This window comes from Halothece sp. PCC 7418 (genome assembly GCF_000317635.1).
Taxonomy (GTDB): domain Bacteria; phylum Cyanobacteriota; class Cyanobacteriia; order Cyanobacteriales; family Rubidibacteraceae; genus Halothece.
Genome location: NC_019779.1, coordinates 903,901 through 920,124, shown reverse-complemented (window position 1 = coordinate 920,124; position 16,224 = coordinate 903,901). Strand labels below are relative to the sequence as shown.

Here is a 16,224-nt window from a genome sequence, read left to right as displayed (position 1 = left end):
TGAGCAAATGGAAATAATTTTTAGTTTTTTTCAAAATCTATTGAGGAGTTTACAAAGTGAGTTATTTAATCAGCAAACTCAAACTTTTTTGATTGAGTTTTCTAAGACCTTTGCCATTTTCTTAGTCTTAGTTTTCTTATCCTTGATGATTGCACGTTATGCTTCACTGCGAGTGATTCGTTTAGTCATCACTCGTCTTGCACCCCAGCAGTTTGGCGTAATTTACGATAAATTAATTTCTCCAATTGAAGGCTTGTTTCAAATTGCAGGAACATTTATTTTACTTGCACTTTCTTTAAATGTGTTAGAGAATTATCAAGCGTTCTATGATTTTTTGCGCTTCTTTAATGACTTAGCTTTAGTATTGAGCTTAGCTTGGTTAGCCTCTCGCTTAGTGCGACAAGTGATGCGAGTTTATGGGTTAGAAATTATTCGGAAATTAGGGCGAGAAGTTGATGAATTATTACTGGTTTTTGAAACATTAATCAATATTTTTATTGGCTTTATTGCCGCGATCGCGTTTGCACAAAGTCAACAAATTAATCTAGTTGGACTATTAGCCAGTGTGGGAATTGGCGGGTTAGCGATTGCATTTGCTGCTCAAAAAACTCTAGAACAGTTATTAGGAACACTTGTATTATATCTGGATCGCCCTTTTATTCCAGGTGAATATATTCGGATGTGGAGTTGGCCCGCTTTTCCTGATGGCGCACTAGGAAATGTAGAATCCATTGGTTTACGTTCAACTAAGATTCGGATTGTGGCAAAAGGGACATTAATTATTGTTCCCAATTCTGTCATGGCGAACCTAGATGTGGTAGAAAATATTACCCGTAGTAAAAAAGTGATGGCGTTACTTTATCTCGACTTTATGAGACCCTTAAAAGGTGAAGAAGAAGCATTAGTAGAACAAGTAGTGAAACAAAGTACGAATGCTTTATTTGGAATTGATCCAGGGAGTACCCGAATCACCCTTTTTCAACCTGAAAATAAACCAGGTACTCGCGCCCGTGTTACCTTTTTTATCTTGGGTTCTAACGAAAACTCTTTCCAACTTCGTAAGCGATTATTAGAACTGGCTAATGACACCATTACCGAAAAACTAATCGGCTATGGAATTGAATTTACTTGTACCGAACCCACCGTTTATGTTGATTCACCTGTGACCATTTAGGGGGTTATTGTTTTTTATAATGTTTCCGTAATTGGCGACCCGCAAGCATTCCACCTAAAAATAGGATACCCAATGATTGATTAATACCAAACGGAACAGGGGTCGGATCATCAAAACTCAAAATAAAATCGCTATATTGTGAAACCCTCGCATCTCCAGAAATTTCACCAAAGGTACTGTTAACTGTTTCGTCAATATCGGGAGGGCTATGGAAACGGCTACCAAAAGAAGTAATCCCAGCAATTAAACCATCAACAAAAGTCGGTCCTCCTGAGTCTCCTGGGGCTGAGTTGATTTCTGCAACTCCAACCCCAAGACCACTATTACCAAAAAAATCATCATTATTTCTGATGTCAGTTCCGTCATCAAAATCAAAGAGTAAAATCCCAGGGTTTTCATCACTATCGTTCAAAAAAGCCTCGTAAACATTTTGTCCTTGTCGCTTTGTCCCAGAACCAATGGTACTACCATCATTACCATTTCCCGAACGACCATAACCGACTTTTGTATGAACACCACCTTCGTTATTCCCTAGAAATAGATCATAGGTGGGAACGGAATTAACAATCTCGTTCGCCGTCTCAATGACAGCCACATCATATCCGTTTCCTACATTACCATCCCAATTGGGATGAAAGGTAATGTTTTGAGAGGTTGCACTAACATCACCACCGCTCAGTTCCCACGTAGCTGTTACACTGTTCGCGTCTAACTTTCCGCTACCATCAGTAACACAGTGAGCAGCAGTTAACACTAAATTACTACCAATCCTCGAACCAGTACAGCGAAAGCCTCCTGAATTAGTGCTAATACTCAAATCAGCAACCCCATCAAGGCTAATTCCAGAAATTGGATCAGTCTCTCCAGGTTGAACAACATAGTAAGGGTCATCGGGGTCAAAACTAGACCCCAAGGTACTCTCTCCTTCGCTAGGATCACCTGAAACAACGATCGCGCTGGCGACTTCTCCTGCTGCTAAGAAAAAAAAGGTGACTCCTGCGAGGGTAAAATTGATGAAACGCATATCTTTAAAGTTTCGGAGTGGAATAATCTCATGATGCCCCGAGAATGCTAAAGGGTTAACAAGCGGTAAGAATCAATGAGTGTTGCTTTCTGGTTCGATATAATAGAAACGCTGAGGGCGTAGCACTTAACTAAAATATAAAAGTATGGATCCAGCTTTGCAATACCCAATTTTTGGGGCGGAAATTAAATGTCCCCACTGTCGTCAAACGATTCCCGCGCTGACGTTAACCGATACGTATTTATGTTCGCGTCATGGGGCGTTTGAAGCAGATCCGAAGACGGAAGAGTTGGTTCATTTGCAGTCTGGACGATGCTGGCGGATGTGGGAAGGTCAATGGTATCGCCAACACACTCACCCAGATGGGATTCGTTTTGAAATTCACGAAGCACTGGATCGGCTATATACTCAAGGATATCGTGCAACACGGGTGATTATTGCTAAGCGATATCAAGAATTAGTGAGTTCTTATCTGGAGAAACATCGATCGCGCTGGGGAGATAGCACCGAAAACCAGTTAAGATTATACGGTTTACCAATTGCTTTTAGCCCTGACGAAGTGGAAGACCCTCGTTGGGGCGTGATTAACTTCGATTTAGAAAAAGAACCTGGTGTTCCCGTTCGTTATCCTTATTTCCGCTTATTTGAATAGGTCGTTTGATGGGAGACGTTCTAGGAAACGTATCCACGTTGTTTTTTGTGCAATGACCCCTGAATCCGCAACAATTATTCATAATTAATTAAAGAAATGATGCACCACGTTTCTATTCGCACGGGAGATATTCATCGCGCGATCGCGTTTTACGAATTATTAGGTTTTACAATTCAAGAGCGCTTTACCACAGGCTATACCCTCGCTTGTTGGTTAAAAGGTTGGAACTCTCGTCTGGAACTAATCCAAATCCCGCAACCGAAACCCGCCCCTGATGCGTTTCATGATGAACATTATGTGGGATATTATCATTTATCCTTTGATGTGACAGAATATGCGAAAAGTTTGCCAGAATGGTTAAATAATGCGCGATCGCGCTTTCAACAAGCCTCAGAACAGAACCCAGACCAATTTTCTCCCTTAAAAGTATTATTTGAACCCCAACAACAGATGATTGGGGAAACCGTCTATGAAGTGGCGTTTATTGCCGATGCCGATGGCTTACCATTGGAGATAATTCGCAATCAGAATAGTTAGTATAGCCTTTCTTGGTTGATCGGTGCAACTGGTATCCCAAAGAACGAAGAACAAAGAACAAATCATGCTACTCGAATTAAACCGTTGGGAAATTCCCCCAGGACATCAGGCTTTAATTAAAAATGTTTCTTGGTCGGAGTTAGAGGAGATTTTAGAGGAATTAGGGGAAGCGCGATCGCGCCGTATTTCTTATAGTAATGGTATTTTAGAAATTATGACTCCTCTTCCCGAACATGAATACAGTAAAGCATTCATTAGTGATTTTATCAGAATTATTTTAGAAGAATTAGAACAAGAGTATTGGAACTTAGGATCAACCACATTCAAACGAGAAGATATGGGTCAAGCTGTTGAACCCGATGAATGTTTTTATATTCAAAATGAAGCTATTGTTCGCGGGGAAAAACGGATTGAATTAAATTTGATGCCTCCCCCTGATCTGGTGATTGAAATTGATATTACCAATCGGACTCGCTTTAATAATTATCAACTTTTAGGCGTTCCCGAATTATGGCGATATGATGGAACAAATTTAGAAATTAATATCTTAAGATCTGGACAATATCTCTTATCCGACGAAAGTTTGCAGTTTCCTCAGCTTCCTTTAAAACAAGTAATTCCTCAGTATTTAGCAGCAGGTCAAAATCAAGGAAAAGTAGCGACCATGAAACAGTTTCGAGATTGGGTAAAAGAAGTTATTAGAAACTCTTGAATTTTTAGAGTTCGTAGGGTTTGCTTCGCCCAAATTCTATAATTAATAATTAGTTATTAGTTACTAAAATGAAGGACAAATAAGGAAAGACAAAGAACATTCTTTAATTTGGCTTATGTTCATTACCATTAGTGAAAATACTTTAACTTTATCATCAGGTGATGCGGTGATTTTCTTGGATCAGACTTGGCAAGATTATGAACACTTACTGCAACTACGTCAAGAAAAATTAATCCCTAAACTATCGTTTAATTCAAAAACCCAAGAAATTCGTCTGATGTCTCCTTTACCAAGTCATGGAAACCGCATTGATACCCTCAGAGATTTAGTCAAAGCACTTTTACGTCAAAACAAGCAGGACTGGCAATCTTTTGACCCGATAACCTTAAAAATACCACTGCAGGTAGGAGTAGAACCTGATGCCTGTTTTTATATCGAAAATCGGCAAGCTATTTTAGGAAAAGAAAAAATTAATCTAACTGTTGATCCACCCCCTGATTTAGCGATTGAAGTTGATCTTACCTCAATCACTGACTTAGGAGCTTATGAGATGCTCAAAGTACCTGAATTATGGATTTATCGTCAAGGAATCTTAACAGTTTATCTGTTAGAAGGGGAAAGTTATCACGAGAGTGCTGTCAGTGGTTTATTTCCTGAAATTGATGTTCCAAAAGTTTTACCGAAATATGTTGAATTAGGATGGAATGAGGGATCAAGTGTCGCTTTACGTCAGTTTGAAAAGCTATTTTAAGTGTTAGTTAAATTATCATATCGCCTTCCAAAATTACATTCATCTACTGTGAAAGCAGGCGATCGCAGTGCAGTAATGATATCTTGGTTGGTTCGTGCAACTGGTATCCCAAAGAACGAAGAACAAAGAACAAATCATGCTACTCGAATTAAACCGTTGGGAAATTCCCCCAGGACATCAGGCTTTAATTAAAAATGTTTCTTGGTCGGAGTTAGAGGAGATTTTAGAGGAATTAGGGGAAGCGCGATCGCGCCGTATTTCTTATAGTAATGGTATTTTAGAAATTATGACTCCTCTAGCGGAACATGAAGATGATAAGGCTTTTTTGAAACAGTTTCGGCGTTGGGTGAGGGAGGAATTAACAATTAATAATTAACCGATCAATTTAATGCTTGAAGAAAAGTTTCCTTGATCGCCGATCCTGATAGCTTACCATGAGAGATAATTTGTAATTAGGGAAAGCCTCAATCATAAACGGTCATGAATCAAGACCTTGCTTACTGTTTCAATCCGTACTGTTCGCAACCGAAAAATTCCCCTCATCATCAACAGTGTCAAAACTGTGGCTTTCTGCTTCTGATTGGGGAACAATACCAAGGTCAAAAACTGATTGCAAGTGGACGTTTTGGACGGACTTTTTTGGGAGAAGACATCAAGCATCATTGTCCCTGCATTATTAAACAATTTTTTCCTGAAACAGAACAAGGGATTATCCTCAACTCCCAGAAAGCGATTCAATTGTTTCACTCTGAAGCCAAACGCTTAGAAGAGTTAGGAGATCACCCGCAAATCCCAGAATTATACGCGCATCTGGAACAAGAAACCTATCAATATTTGATTCAAGAATGGATTGCAGGGGATAACTTAGAAACAGAACTCTCCCAGCAGGGAAGATTTGAGGAACGAGAGATTAGAAGACTTCTGGCTAGCTTACTCCCTGTGTTGAATTATTTGCGGGATGCTGCTGTGATTCATCGGGACATTAAACCCGAAAACATCATTCATCGTAATGCAACGGAATCAGAATATATTTTAGTGGATTTCGGTGCAGCCAAACTCGCCTCACTTCGTAGTTTAGCCAAAACGGGAACAATCATTGGTTCTCCAGGCTACGCTGCGCCAGAACAAGTCTATGGTAAACCCACCTTTGCGAGTGATATTTATAGCCTTGGCGTAACTTGTCTCCATCTTCTGACTGGCGTTTCTCCTTTTGACTTGTATCATCCCACAGAAAGCAAACTTCTTTGGCGAGATTATTGTCAAGATAATCCGATTAGTGATTCTCTCGCAGCGATTCTGGATGGAATGACTGCATTTGACCTCAAAGAACGATATGCTTCTGCTGAGGACGTTTTATCTGCTTTAGGGGTTTTGTCTCCTCTTCCTGCTGCTTCTACTGTTCCCAAACCCAATCCTTCAGATAGTTCTCCTGTTATTAAACTCAATAGCGGGAAAGGTGCAATTTATAGTTTAGCTTTTAGTCCCGATGGATTATTGCTGGCGAGTGGGGGAGGATCAGAGTGGGGAATGTTAGTGGGAAAAGATAATTGTGTTCGTTTATGGCGAGTGGGAGAATGGGATAATCATCGCAAGCTAACTCAACATTTGGCACCGATCACGATTGTTCAATTTAGTCCAGATGGAAAGTTTCTAGTGAGTGGAAGTTTGGATAAAACGATTAAAGTTTGGAATCTTGCTACACATAGCTTACAGCGAACTCTGAAAGGACATCGCTTTGGGGTCAAAACCTTAGCAGTTAGTCCTTATGAAGATACTGTCCTTAGTGGAAGTGTCGGGGGAGAAGTGATTTTATGGAATCTACACACAGGACGGGTTTTAGATCGCTTAAGTTGGGAAGGAGAAGTGAAAGCACTGGCGATGAGTCCAGATGGGGAGTATTTTGCTGTGGCGGGTGGAGAAACAACAATTCAAGTTTGGGAAGTGTACACCTTTAAGCCGTTGTTTTCTCTCGAAGGACATAGCGATCTCGTCCATAGCTTAGATTTTAGTCCTGATGGTAAGTATTTAGCCAGTGGAAGTGGTGATTGGGACTGTAGCATTAAAATTTGGGATTTAGCCACTCGTACTGTTCAGCAAACATTACATGGACATCAGTGGGCGGTGAATACAGTTCAGTTTAGTCCTGATGGACAGTATTTAGCCAGTGGGAGTAGTGACAAAACGGTTAGACTGTCGCCACTGTTTCAAAATAAGCCTCACCGTTATTGCTGGAGTCGTCATCGTGAATCAGTCACTACGGTGGCGTTTAGTCCTGATGGGGTTGATCTGGTAAGTGGGAGTGAAGATGAAACCATTAGAATCTACAGATGTGTTGGATCATGAGCCACTAACTGCTAAATTGAAGCGCGATCGCGCTACCATAGGTTAAAGATAGGGCAGCAGCAGCATTCCCCTGATTCATCGCAATTTCCACCCAACCATGACTTCCGATTAAAGCAATAAGAGACTGTGGGGGATAACTGCTATAGGTGTTTCCTTTCGGAATTACTTGCTGGTTAACGGTGACAGACCAGTCTTTTCCCTCGACAACAGTTCCTGGAATATTGGTAATTAAGTTGCCAAAATAGTCAATGTATTGAATCGCCCCCAAGATTTGATTAGAGGTTATTTCTGGAGAGGGAAACGAATCATCAGTTAGTTGATCAAGAGGAATGGTTTCTCCTAATGCTTCTAAAGGGACACCACTGGCTAAATGCGCCCCCACAGGTGCAAAAATATCTCGTCCATGAAAGGTGTTACTAGCTGCTTCAACACGCCAATAGTTAGAATTTGTTAAAGCAACTGCTTTTTGGGCTGAAAACTGACTTAAAACTCCACTGAATAACCCATTGTCAGGACCGACTAAATACCCATTTTCCAGCGCGATCGCGCAGCCTTTTCGTTCACTCCCCACTCCTGGGTCAACCACCGCGACATGAACCGTATTCTTGGAAAAATAAGGCACTGCATTCATTAAACAAAAGCGTCCCGCAGCAATATTTTGCGGTGGAATTTGATGGGTTAAATCTATGAGATTGAGGTGAGGATTAATCTTCGCAATTACCCCTTTCATTACCCCAACATAAACATCTTCTAAGCCAAAATCTGTCGTTAATGTTAATATCATTGGTTCTTTGTTTCGGGTTCTCCCCCTCTGAAGAACTGGTCACTGGTCACTGATTACTGTTATAATAAAGGGTCTGTGGATTTTTTGAAAATTATCAATTAAGTGCAAGCTATATGTCTAGATATCGAGGTCCTCGTCTGCGGGTTACGCGACGTTTAGGGGATTTACCGGGATTAACTCGCAAAAGCCCTCGCAAAGCGTATCCGCCAGGTCAACATGGTCAAGCCCGACGGAAACGGTCGGAATATGCAATTCGTCTCGAAGAAAAACAAAAACTGCGCTACAACTATGGTGTCACAGAAAAACAGTTGATGCGCTATATGAAAAAAGCCCGTCGGGCAACAGGATCAACGGGAACCGCCCTCCTAGAAATGCTGGAAATGCGTTTAGATAATACGGTTTTCCGCATGGGAATGGCAGGAACCATCCCCGCAGCCCGTCAATTGGTCAATCATGGTCATATTTTGGTGAATGGACGGGTTATGGATATTGCTAGCTATCAGTGTCGTCCTGGTGATGTGATTGCGGTGCGCGATCGCGATCGGTCTCGACAATTGGTAGAAAGAAATATGGAATATCCTGGGTTAGCCAACCTTCCCAGTCATCTGGAATTTGACAAAAACACCTATACGGGTAAAGTCAATGGCATTATTGAACGGGAATGGGTGGCGCTACAAGTTAACGAACTCCTTGTGGTTGAGTACTACTCCCGAAAAGTTTAACCCCAAGTCCCTCTCCCCCTTGCTTGGGGCTGAGGGGATCGGGTGGCTAAGATGGAAGTGATGATTCAAGATATCCAATCATGCTAAAATCGATTCTTGCTTTATTGGGAAGACAACCTGGAAACTATCAAGCTAACGTTGAGGTTTATACTTGGCAAACCTGTCCGTTTTGCATTCGGGCGAAGATGCTACTGGGTTGGAAAGGGGTGAAGTTTACGGAATATAAAATTGACGGTGACGAAGCAGCGAGAGCGGAAATGGCAAAACGCGCTAATGGTCGCCGAAGTGTTCCTGAAATTTTTATCAATAATGAACATATTGGGGGCTGTGATGAACTCTATGCCCTTGACAAAAGTGGTGAACTGGATCAACGCCTGATGCAGCCAGCAGATGCTGTGGGATAACCAGCGTTATGAACAACACTGTTATTGGATGCAGTATGCCCTGAAACTTGCCGAAGAAGCAGGGAATGCTGGGGAAATCCCTGTGGGAGCCGTGTTAGTGGATCAAGAGGGTAACCTTCTCGGAGAAGGGAATAATCGCAAAGAGCGCGATCGTGATCCTACCGCCCATGCGGAAATGATTGCTATTTGTGCTGCTGCTCAACAAGTTGCAGATTGGCATCTTAATCACTTAACGCTTTATGTCACTTTAGAACCTTGTCCGATGTGCAGTGGGGCAATTCTTCAAGGGCGGATCGGAACGCTTATTTATGGCGCAGATGACCCAAAAACAGGGGCGATTCGTAGTGTTATTAATCTCCCCGATAGTCCAGCCTCAAACCATCGTTTAACTGTCATGGGTGGCATTTTAAACCGTGCTTGTCGTCAGCAGTTACAACACTGGTTTCAGCAAAAACGAAATCAAACTTCAGATTAAACTTTCTAATCTGATGCGCGATCGCGCTGGGACACTCTCCTTGTCTGAGTTGGAAAGTGACAATAAGACTACTTCTGGGCATTATAGAGACTCATTGCTTTCTCTAAGCCATCGGTCAACGCCTTTTCCACCACTTCTGGAGCAACTTTTAAGGCTTCATCAATATAAGGTTGTTCTTCAGGAGAAAACTTCCCTAAGACATGACCAATGGTATCTTTTGCCCCATCAGTTTTTTTAATCCCGATTCGCAACCGAGGAAACTTGTCTGTCCCCAGATGAGAAATAATTGATTTCATACCATTGTGTCCCCCCGCAGACCCCGATAAGCGCAAACGTAACCGCCCTACAGGAAGATCAAGATCATCATAAATAATCAAAACTGATTCAGGAGAAAACTTATACCAATCACAAACCGCCCGCACCGCTTGTCCTGAATGATTCATATACGTATTCGGTTTTAACAAGCGCATTTTGCCCATTCTAGGGACTGCACCTTCACAGTATTCTCCCTTAAACCGATTATTGTCTCGCCAGTCCAGTTGCCAATCTTTTGCTAAGCGATCAACCACATCAAAGCCGATATTGTGGCGGGTTTTGTCGTATTTTTCTCCAGGATTCCCTAAGCCAACGATTAACTTGATCTCTGACATTCTTTTTCTAAGCGTGCCTTAACCCAAATAATCTAACACGGCTTGACTACTCTCTTCCCCTCGGCGCACACAATCACCCAACGCAACGCCATCGAGATAGTTACTCGATAAAAAGAGTCCAGAGAAGGGTTTTAAGTGATTGCGGATGGTTTCTAACCGTTTCAGATGTCCGAGATTGTATTGCGGAATCGCTTTTGACCACAAATGAACGGCTAAGGGTTTCGGGATACTTCCCGATTTAATCACCGCTTGTTGTAAGTCTTGATGGACTTGTTCAATAATTTGATCTTCACTGAGTTCAGCAATTGCGGGATCAGTTGCACCGCCAATAAAATTGGTTAAGAGATGCCAACCTTTCGGCGTGCGTCCTGGAAAGAGTGTTGAACTCCAAATTGTACCAAGAGTGCGGATTCCTTGACTGCGAGGGTTAAGATTACCAAATCCTTTGAGGGGAAAACGGAGGGCTTCATCGGGATAGGCTAAGACCACACAAGCTACGGGGGGATAGGAAATTTCGTTTAAGGCTTGACTGGCTTGAGGTGATAAATCTTTGACCAGAGAGGCGGTAACGTAGGCGGGAGTGGTGAGGATAACGGTTTTGGCTTCGACTGTTTGTTCTCCCTCTGGTGTGGAAAATGTCGCGACGTAACCCGATTCTGGATGAGGGGAGATATTTTTCAGTTCCCATTGAAACTTTACTTTGTCTCCCAGTTGAGAAACGATCGCGCTGGGTAATTGTTGTAATCCTTCCTTAAATGAACCTAACTGTCCAGACTTTGTTTCTGGAATATCAGACGGTTTAGCCGTTTTTGGGGTTGACTTTGGCTTTTGACGACGACATAAAATCGCACCTGCGACCAGTCCACCGCCCACATCCGCCAGTTGGGTAACTCGTCCAAATGCAGCTTCCGCACTGAGTTGATCCACATCCCCTGCATAAACCCCAGACACAAACGGACTCACTAACCGTTGGGCTACTTCTGAACCGAGATGACGGGTAAAAAAGTCCGCAACCGTTTCTTCCTGACTCGACACTTGCGGGGGAATAAAGCCTAATGCACCCGTTAACGCCCGTAGTTTCCCGATTGGACTCAGCAACTGGGATGTCACGGCTGTGGGGGGACTCATAGGAACAGGGCGCAGTTTCCCCTCCCAATAAACATAACGGGGAAGTCCGCGATCAGCAAAGATTAACTCATTTCTTAAGCCCGCATCAACCGCTAGTTTTAGGAGTTCTGGTGTGGGAGAAAAACTGTTCGGTCCTTCTTCCCAGAGGAAATCGCCACTTTGTTGGCTGGTGATATTTCCCCCAGCGCGATCGCGCTTTTCTGCAACCAGCACTTGGCGCTGCTTCTCATCGAGTCGATACGCAGCACTTAAACCACTAATCCCTGCTCCCACAATTAAAGTATCTATCATTGTCCCCTCAAAATACATCACAGCACTATTCTACTGAAATAGGGTTTCTAAATAAACCTGAGCGCAACTGCGATACGTTTGCGAACTCTGCTTAATTTTATTTTGGCTATTTTGTAGTAAAAACAGGGATAACGCAGCAGCTAACACTCGGTCTTGATCCCAAGTCGGATGTTCATCCAGATAGCGTTGTAAAGACTCATGCAATTCTTGCGGAATCTCTGTCGAAAGGTTAACGTTCGTTTTCACAGCGACTTGACCCTCCAATCATCATGGGCTGTTCCTTAGCGGTGACGGGTTGGTGAGCTAATTTTAAAGTCGCAGATTACGCCTTCCAAAACGGAACGCGTTTGCGCTGACAGTTAGCCCACAGAGCACCCATCCCAATTCTGATCTCTTCCCTTGGGAAAAATCAGGCTTGGTTGTTTTGCCTAGTCGCTCTATTGTCGTCTAAAAGGGGGGCAGATTGTCAATGCTGAGAAATGTAACATTTTCATGGATCATCCCTAAACTTTAACGACATTAAGCGATGTTCAGCCTCTTTTTATTTACAGAGCTTTACATAAACTCAGTGTGTACCCAATCAAGTCCCTCAATCCCCAAGGGAATCTTAAGTCGCCTCTAGCTTTGATTCTGCCGTTAGCATCTGTGGAAAACTTAGGATAACCTGTGGAAAACTCGGGAAAAAGCTGTGGAAAAACTGGGGAATGTGTGGTGGAAAACAAACGTTTAAGATAAGAATTGCAAACTTTCCTCTCCCTTAACCTCTGCTTTGACATTAAAGCCGATGTTTTTCTCGCCAAGCCTCTGCTAAAGCCTGCATTTGCGCCAACTCCTCAGGATCAATTTTCCGTAAATTCGCCAAAACTAAATTCATCCGCCCTAAAGATTGCAGTTGATCACGCTGTCGTTCTATAAAATCCCAATAGAAAAAATTAAACGGACAAGCAGAATCGCGCGATCGCTGCCGAGGATTATAACAGCAATGCTCACAGTAATCGCTCATCTTGTTAACATAATTCGCAGAAGAAGCATAGGGTTTAGAAGCGAAGACCCCACCATCAGCAAATTGTCCCATACCTATGACATTGGTTTCCATTACCCAATCATAGGCATCAATAAACGCAGAATGAAACCACTCTTTTAGACTCTGAGGAGAAACGCCGACAATCAGGGCAAAATTGCTTAATACCATCAAGCGTTGAATATGATGAGCATATCCCGTCGTTTCCACTTGCTGCAATACTTCTTTTAAGCAAGTCAGATCCGTTTGACTGCTATCCCAGAAAAACTCAGGTAAGGGTTGGTTATGATTAAACCAATTTCCTTGTCCATAGTCTTCAGCAACCCAGTGATAAATCCCGTGTAAAAATTCTCGCCAGCCTAAAATTTGCCGAATTAAGCCTTCGACACTATTCAGAGGGAGATTATGCTCATAGTAGGCGTTTTCTACCGCAGAAATAACTTCCCAAGGGTGGAGTAAGCCTAAATTAAGATAAGGAGAGAGCAAAGAATGCCACATTGTCTTCTCTCCCGTTATCATTGCATCTTGATACGTGCCAAAATTAGGTAAGTCTCTTTCAATAAAATTCGCTAAAACTTGTTGTGCGTCTTCTCGTGTGACTCCCCAATTAAAGTGATCAATTTCGCCATAAGTCGGGAAAGAGAGGGCTTTCACTTCTTCTATCACTGCTTGCGTCATCGCATCAGGAGGGAAACTCAGTGGATCAGGCGGTGCTAAATTCTTTTTCGGGGGTTTACGATTGTCTTGATCAAAATTCCAACTTCCGCCAACAGGCTTTTTCCCTTCCACTAAAACCTGAAACCGCTTGCGCCCTTCTCGATAGAAGTCTTCCATCAAGATGCGTTTACGGTTGTTCGCCCAATCTTGAAAATCTGCGGTTGACCATAGAAAATGGTTATCTGGAAGGATAGAAATTTCACACCCTAACTCTAACTGTTGGATGAAAGCAGAAAATGCGCGATCGTTGGGATTCATTACGCGCAACTCTGTAATTTGATGGGTTTCGATCCAAGTTTGAAGGGGAGTGATAAAGTCTGTCGCGATCTCGTAGGTAATATTCCACCCCTCAGCTTGTAGCGTTGCTGCAAAATGGCGCATTGCTGACCATACCAGAACTAATTTTTGTTGATGATATCGTCGTTGGGCTGCGTATTCCTGAGACTCAATCATAATGATCGGAGTCTTTTGTTTTTCTGTTTCACAACTTTTGAGTGCAGCGTTTTCCAAAGAAAGTTGTGTTCCTAAAATCCAAATTCCGATCATTTATAGCGTTTCTTAATCGTTGAGGGATACGAGTAATTAGTTATCAGTCACCAGTTACCAAATAACCATGAACAACGAACAAATGACTAATGACTAATGACTAATGACTAATGACTTTTAAAAAACTATCCGCTCTTGCTGGGGAGTGAATGAACACTCAGTGGCAAGAGCGGTGTAGCGGGTCACATCTGATTGAAACCTGACTGCCGAGAGGAACTCGTACAGCCAATTTCTCCTCTCAAGGGAGGAGGGAACTGACTATTAGAGAACAGCCCCGGCACACAGCCGGCATACTCCAATCAGGTGACCCATGCGTTTACTACTTTCAATCATGGGCATCACCTCCTTTCTCCCTAAACGGTTATTTGATTAACAACCTTGCATCAATCTAACACGGTTTTTTGATTTTGCCAACACTAAAGCTGAAATTCTTGGTATGATTTAACTTCGTTGCAAATATAGACATTCATAGTCTATAATAGACAGATGAAACTTTCAACATATGCAAAAGAAAAAGGGATAAGTTATCGAACTGCTCACCGAATGTGGAAAAGAGGAGAGTTGCAAGGCTATCAGTTGTCAACTGGGACAATAATCCTAGAAAACTCCCCTTCTCCAACTAAAGGAGTTGTCATCTATGCTCGGGTCTCTAGCGCTGAAAATAAAGATAATCTAGAATCTCAGGCAAAAAGACTCGTCCATTATTGTGAAGCAAAAGGATATCAAGTCAACAAGGTAGTAAAGGAGATAGGAAGTGGTGTCAACGACAAACGCAGGAAGTTATCGAAATTATTAAACCAAGATGACTATCATTTAATTGTTGTTGAACATAAAGATAGATTAACAAGAGTAGGATTTAATTACTTAGAAACTTTACTCAATAAACAAGGAAAGTTCATAGAAGTAGTAAATCTTTGCGAAGAAGAAACAGAAGATATAAGGCAAGACTTGATAAGCATTATTACTTCTTTTTGCGCTCGAATATACGGATTAAGAATGCGAAAAAGAAAAACGGAGTGCATAGTCAAATGTTTGAGTGAGAATGAGACAAGTTCAAAAACATCTAATTAAAAAGACGCATAGAAAATTTAAGGAAATTGATGAAGCTTCTTTCGCTTCTAAAAATCTTTTTAATAGTGCTGTTTATATTTGTCGTCAGGCTTTCTTCAGTAATCAGCCTGTTCCTAGTTACAATCAGCTAGACCACAAATTAAAAGCTGGAAAAGACTACAAAGCTTTACCTTCTAAAGTTGCTCAGTTAGTAATAAAGCAAGTTATAAGATGCTTTGATTCGTACTTTGAAGCAATAAAAGCTTACAATATTGACCCTAGTAAATTCTTTAGTAAGCCAAAGTTACCAAAATATAAGAAAAAAATTGATGGCAGAAATGTTTTAACATATAATTGTCAAGCGTTCTCTAGAAAATGGTTGCAAAAGGGTTACTTAAAACCAAGTGGACTATCATTAAAAGTTCCTACTAACTTAAGAAAGGTTGAGGAAGTAAGGATTATTCCTAAAGGAAATTGTTATGCTGTTGAAGCAATCTATACAGTAGATATTCTGCCAGAACAACAATGTCAAGGAAAGATAGCGTCAATAGATATTGGTCTTGATAACTTAGCAACAGTTGCGAGTAATGACTTTGACTTTAAACCTTTTATTGTTGATGGAAAAGCTATCAAATCATGTAATCAATATTACAACAAGAGAAGAGCAAAACTTCAATCTCTATTAACAGAAAACCAATTCACTTCTAATCAAATAGAGGGATTAACACAAAAGCGCAATAATAAAATGGATTATTACCTCCATACAGCTAGTAGATTTATTATCGATAAACTACTAGAGCGTGGTGTTACTCACTTAATAATTGGGAAAAATGAGAATTGGAAACAGTCAATAGGAATTGGAAAACGCAATAACCAAAATTTTACTCAAGTACCTCATGCTAGATTGATCGACCAACTAACTTATAAAGCAAAACTAGTTGGAATTAAAGTCACTATAACAGAAGAAAGTTACACTTCAAAATGTAGCTTTTTAGACTTAGAGCCAATAAAAAAACATTCTAGCTATAAGGGACGGAGAGTTAAAAGAGGATTATTTAAGTCCTCACTTGGTAAAAAGATTAACGCCGATCTCAACGGCGCATTAAACATAATGAGAAAAGTAGTTGGTGACTCCGTCTTTGATGGAAAACCAATAGAGAGGCTTGTAGTTAGCCCAGTAAGGTTTAAGCCTTACAAAGCCTGAGTAGATTTGTCTACAAAATTGGTAACTATGGGTGAATGG

At 41.5% G+C, this 16,224-nt stretch carries 18 protein-coding genes; 12 read left to right on the top strand and 6 right to left on the bottom strand.

The genetic code is table 11. From position 1 onward, the window contains the following. Nucleotides 1–7 precede the first annotated feature (7 nt). The gene (locus PCC7418_RS04230; protein ID WP_015224940.1) at nt 8–1,174 is read left to right on the top strand and encodes a mechanosensitive ion channel family protein; all 1,167 of its coding nucleotides are present in this window, start codon (nt 8–10) and stop codon (nt 1,172–1,174) included. 4 nt (nt 1,175–1,178) lie between these two features. Here PCC7418_RS04230 and PCC7418_RS04225 read toward each other — a convergent pair whose 3' ends face one another. After that, on the bottom strand, nt 1,179–2,198 hold the full coding sequence (locus tag PCC7418_RS04225) for a S1 family peptidase (protein ID WP_015224939.1): 1,020 nt from the start codon (nt 2,196–2,198) through the stop codon (nt 1,179–1,181). 145 nt (nt 2,199–2,343) lie between these two features. On the opposite strand from PCC7418_RS04225, the gene PCC7418_RS04220 reads away from it, so the two are divergent. The 6 genes from PCC7418_RS04220 (at nt 2,344) to PCC7418_RS04195 (ending at nt 7,193) form a co-directional block, all read left to right on the top strand. Beyond that, nucleotides 2,344–2,850, top strand: a complete 507-nt coding sequence (locus PCC7418_RS04220; protein WP_015224938.1) for a TIGR02652 family protein — start codon at nt 2,344–2,346, stop codon at nt 2,848–2,850. Between the two features lie 99 nt (nt 2,851–2,949). Then, nucleotides 2,950–3,387, top strand: coding sequence for a VOC family protein (locus PCC7418_RS04215; RefSeq protein WP_015224937.1), 438 nt, complete (start codon nt 2,950–2,952; stop codon nt 3,385–3,387). A gap of 64 nt (nt 3,388–3,451) precedes the next feature. After that, nucleotides 3,452–4,099: a Uma2 family endonuclease gene (locus tag PCC7418_RS04210; protein WP_015224936.1), complete on the top strand. Its 648-nt coding sequence runs from the start codon at nt 3,452–3,454 to the stop codon at nt 4,097–4,099. Between the two features lie 115 nt (nt 4,100–4,214). Beyond that, nucleotides 4,215–4,850 (top strand): Uma2 family endonuclease, encoded by a 636-nt coding sequence (locus tag PCC7418_RS04205; RefSeq protein ID WP_015224935.1) that lies wholly within the window; start codon nt 4,215–4,217, stop codon nt 4,848–4,850. A 136-nt stretch (nt 4,851–4,986) separates the two neighbouring features. Further along, entirely contained in the window at nt 4,987–5,226 is a 240-nt protein-coding gene (locus PCC7418_RS04200) for a hypothetical protein (protein ID WP_015224934.1), read from the top strand. 104 nt (nt 5,227–5,330) lie between these two features. Continuing rightward, nucleotides 5,331–7,193: a serine/threonine-protein kinase gene (locus PCC7418_RS04195; protein WP_015224933.1), complete on the top strand. Its 1,863-nt coding sequence runs from the start codon at nt 5,331–5,333 to the stop codon at nt 7,191–7,193. Nucleotides 7,194–7,197: 4 nt separating this feature from the next. Here the strand turns inward: PCC7418_RS04195 and PCC7418_RS04190 are convergent, their stop codons facing one another. Beyond that, entirely contained in the window at nt 7,198–7,977 is a 780-nt protein-coding gene (locus PCC7418_RS04190; RefSeq protein WP_015224932.1) for an S-adenosyl-l-methionine hydroxide adenosyltransferase family protein, read from the bottom strand. 113 nt (nt 7,978–8,090) lie between these two features. Between PCC7418_RS04190 and rpsD the strand changes: the two genes are divergently transcribed. The 3 genes from rpsD to tadA all read left to right on the top strand — a co-directional run bounded on the left by rpsD (nt 8,091) and on the right by tadA (nt 9,578). Continuing rightward, nucleotides 8,091–8,699 carry a 30S ribosomal protein S4 gene (gene rpsD, locus PCC7418_RS04185; RefSeq protein WP_015224931.1) on the top strand — a complete coding sequence of 203 codons (609 nt, stop codon included), beginning with the start codon at nt 8,091–8,093 and terminating at the stop codon, nt 8,697–8,699. A gap of 80 nt (nt 8,700–8,779) precedes the next feature. Then, a complete protein-coding gene (gene grxC, locus PCC7418_RS04180; protein WP_015224930.1) occupies nt 8,780–9,103 on the top strand; it encodes a glutaredoxin 3 in 324 nt (107 codons plus the stop codon). After that, nucleotides 9,090–9,578, top strand: a complete 489-nt coding sequence (gene tadA / locus PCC7418_RS04175) for a tRNA adenosine(34) deaminase TadA (RefSeq protein ID WP_015224929.1) — start codon at nt 9,090–9,092, stop codon at nt 9,576–9,578. Before grxC ends, tadA begins: the two co-directional genes overlap by 14 nt. Nucleotides 9,579–9,646: 68 nt before the next feature. On the opposite strand, the gene pth is transcribed toward tadA, so the two are convergent. The 4 genes from pth to PCC7418_RS04155 all read right to left on the bottom strand — a co-directional run bounded on the left by pth (nt 9,647) and on the right by PCC7418_RS04155 (nt 13,931). Then, complete coding sequence (pth, locus tag PCC7418_RS04170) at nt 9,647–10,228, bottom strand: aminoacyl-tRNA hydrolase (RefSeq protein WP_015224928.1); 582 nt, start codon at nt 10,226–10,228, stop codon at nt 9,647–9,649. Between the two features lie 18 nt (nt 10,229–10,246). Then, nucleotides 10,247–11,647, bottom strand: a complete 1,401-nt coding sequence (gene hemG / locus PCC7418_RS04165; protein ID WP_015224927.1) for a protoporphyrinogen oxidase — start codon at nt 11,645–11,647, stop codon at nt 10,247–10,249. A 30-nt stretch (nt 11,648–11,677) separates the two neighbouring features. Further along, nucleotides 11,678–11,893, bottom strand: a complete 216-nt coding sequence (locus tag PCC7418_RS04160) for a DUF2811 domain-containing protein (protein WP_015224926.1) — start codon at nt 11,891–11,893, stop codon at nt 11,678–11,680. Between the two features lie 529 nt (nt 11,894–12,422). Further along, nucleotides 12,423–13,931 (bottom strand): cryptochrome/photolyase family protein, encoded by a 1,509-nt coding sequence (locus PCC7418_RS04155; RefSeq protein ID WP_015224925.1) that lies wholly within the window; start codon nt 13,929–13,931, stop codon nt 12,423–12,425. A 486-nt stretch (nt 13,932–14,417) separates the two neighbouring features. Between PCC7418_RS04155 and PCC7418_RS04150 the strand changes: the two genes are divergently transcribed. Together PCC7418_RS04150 and PCC7418_RS04145 are read left to right on the top strand one after the other, a co-directional pair. Next, nucleotides 14,418–15,002, top strand: coding sequence for an IS607 family transposase (locus tag PCC7418_RS04150; protein WP_015224924.1), 585 nt, complete (start codon nt 14,418–14,420; stop codon nt 15,000–15,002). Next, nucleotides 14,974–16,185 (top strand): RNA-guided endonuclease TnpB family protein, encoded by a 1,212-nt coding sequence (locus tag PCC7418_RS04145; protein ID WP_015224923.1) that lies wholly within the window; start codon nt 14,974–14,976, stop codon nt 16,183–16,185. Before PCC7418_RS04150 ends, PCC7418_RS04145 begins: the two co-directional genes overlap by 29 nt. Nucleotides 16,186–16,224: the final 39 nt, after the last annotated feature.

Bases quoted from the DNA above. Each gene is read 5' to 3' on its own strand.
- PCC7418_RS04230 (WP_015224940.1), top strand. From the start codon at position 8: ATGGAAATAATTTTTAGTTTTTTTCAAAATCTATTGAGGAGTTTACAA.
- PCC7418_RS04225 (WP_015224939.1), bottom strand. From the start codon at position 2,198: ATGCGTTTCATCAATTTTACCCTCGCAGGAGTCACCTTTTTTTTCTTA.
- PCC7418_RS04220 (WP_015224938.1), top strand. From the start codon at position 2,344: ATGGATCCAGCTTTGCAATACCCAATTTTTGGGGCGGAAATTAAATGT.
- PCC7418_RS04215 (WP_015224937.1), top strand. From the start codon at position 2,950: ATGCACCACGTTTCTATTCGCACGGGAGATATTCATCGCGCGATCGCG.
- PCC7418_RS04210 (WP_015224936.1), top strand. From the start codon at position 3,452: ATGCTACTCGAATTAAACCGTTGGGAAATTCCCCCAGGACATCAGGCT.
- PCC7418_RS04205 (WP_015224935.1), top strand. From the start codon at position 4,215: ATGTTCATTACCATTAGTGAAAATACTTTAACTTTATCATCAGGTGAT.
- PCC7418_RS04200 (WP_015224934.1), top strand. From the start codon at position 4,987: ATGCTACTCGAATTAAACCGTTGGGAAATTCCCCCAGGACATCAGGCT.
- PCC7418_RS04195 (WP_015224933.1), top strand. From the start codon at position 5,331: ATGAATCAAGACCTTGCTTACTGTTTCAATCCGTACTGTTCGCAACCG.
- PCC7418_RS04190 (WP_015224932.1), bottom strand. From the start codon at position 7,977: ATGATATTAACATTAACGACAGATTTTGGCTTAGAAGATGTTTATGTT.
- rpsD (WP_015224931.1), top strand. From the start codon at position 8,091: ATGTCTAGATATCGAGGTCCTCGTCTGCGGGTTACGCGACGTTTAGGG.
- grxC (WP_015224930.1), top strand. From the start codon at position 8,780: ATGCTAAAATCGATTCTTGCTTTATTGGGAAGACAACCTGGAAACTAT.
- tadA (WP_015224929.1), top strand. From the start codon at position 9,090: ATGCTGTGGGATAACCAGCGTTATGAACAACACTGTTATTGGATGCAG.
- pth (WP_015224928.1), bottom strand. From the start codon at position 10,228: ATGTCAGAGATCAAGTTAATCGTTGGCTTAGGGAATCCTGGAGAAAAA.
- hemG (WP_015224927.1), bottom strand. From the start codon at position 11,647: ATGATAGATACTTTAATTGTGGGAGCAGGGATTAGTGGTTTAAGTGCT.
- PCC7418_RS04155 (WP_015224925.1), bottom strand. From the start codon at position 13,931: ATGATCGGAATTTGGATTTTAGGAACACAACTTTCTTTGGAAAACGCT.
- PCC7418_RS04150 (WP_015224924.1), top strand. From the start codon at position 14,418: ATGAAACTTTCAACATATGCAAAAGAAAAAGGGATAAGTTATCGAACT.
- PCC7418_RS04145 (WP_015224923.1), top strand. From the start codon at position 14,974: ATGAGACAAGTTCAAAAACATCTAATTAAAAAGACGCATAGAAAATTT.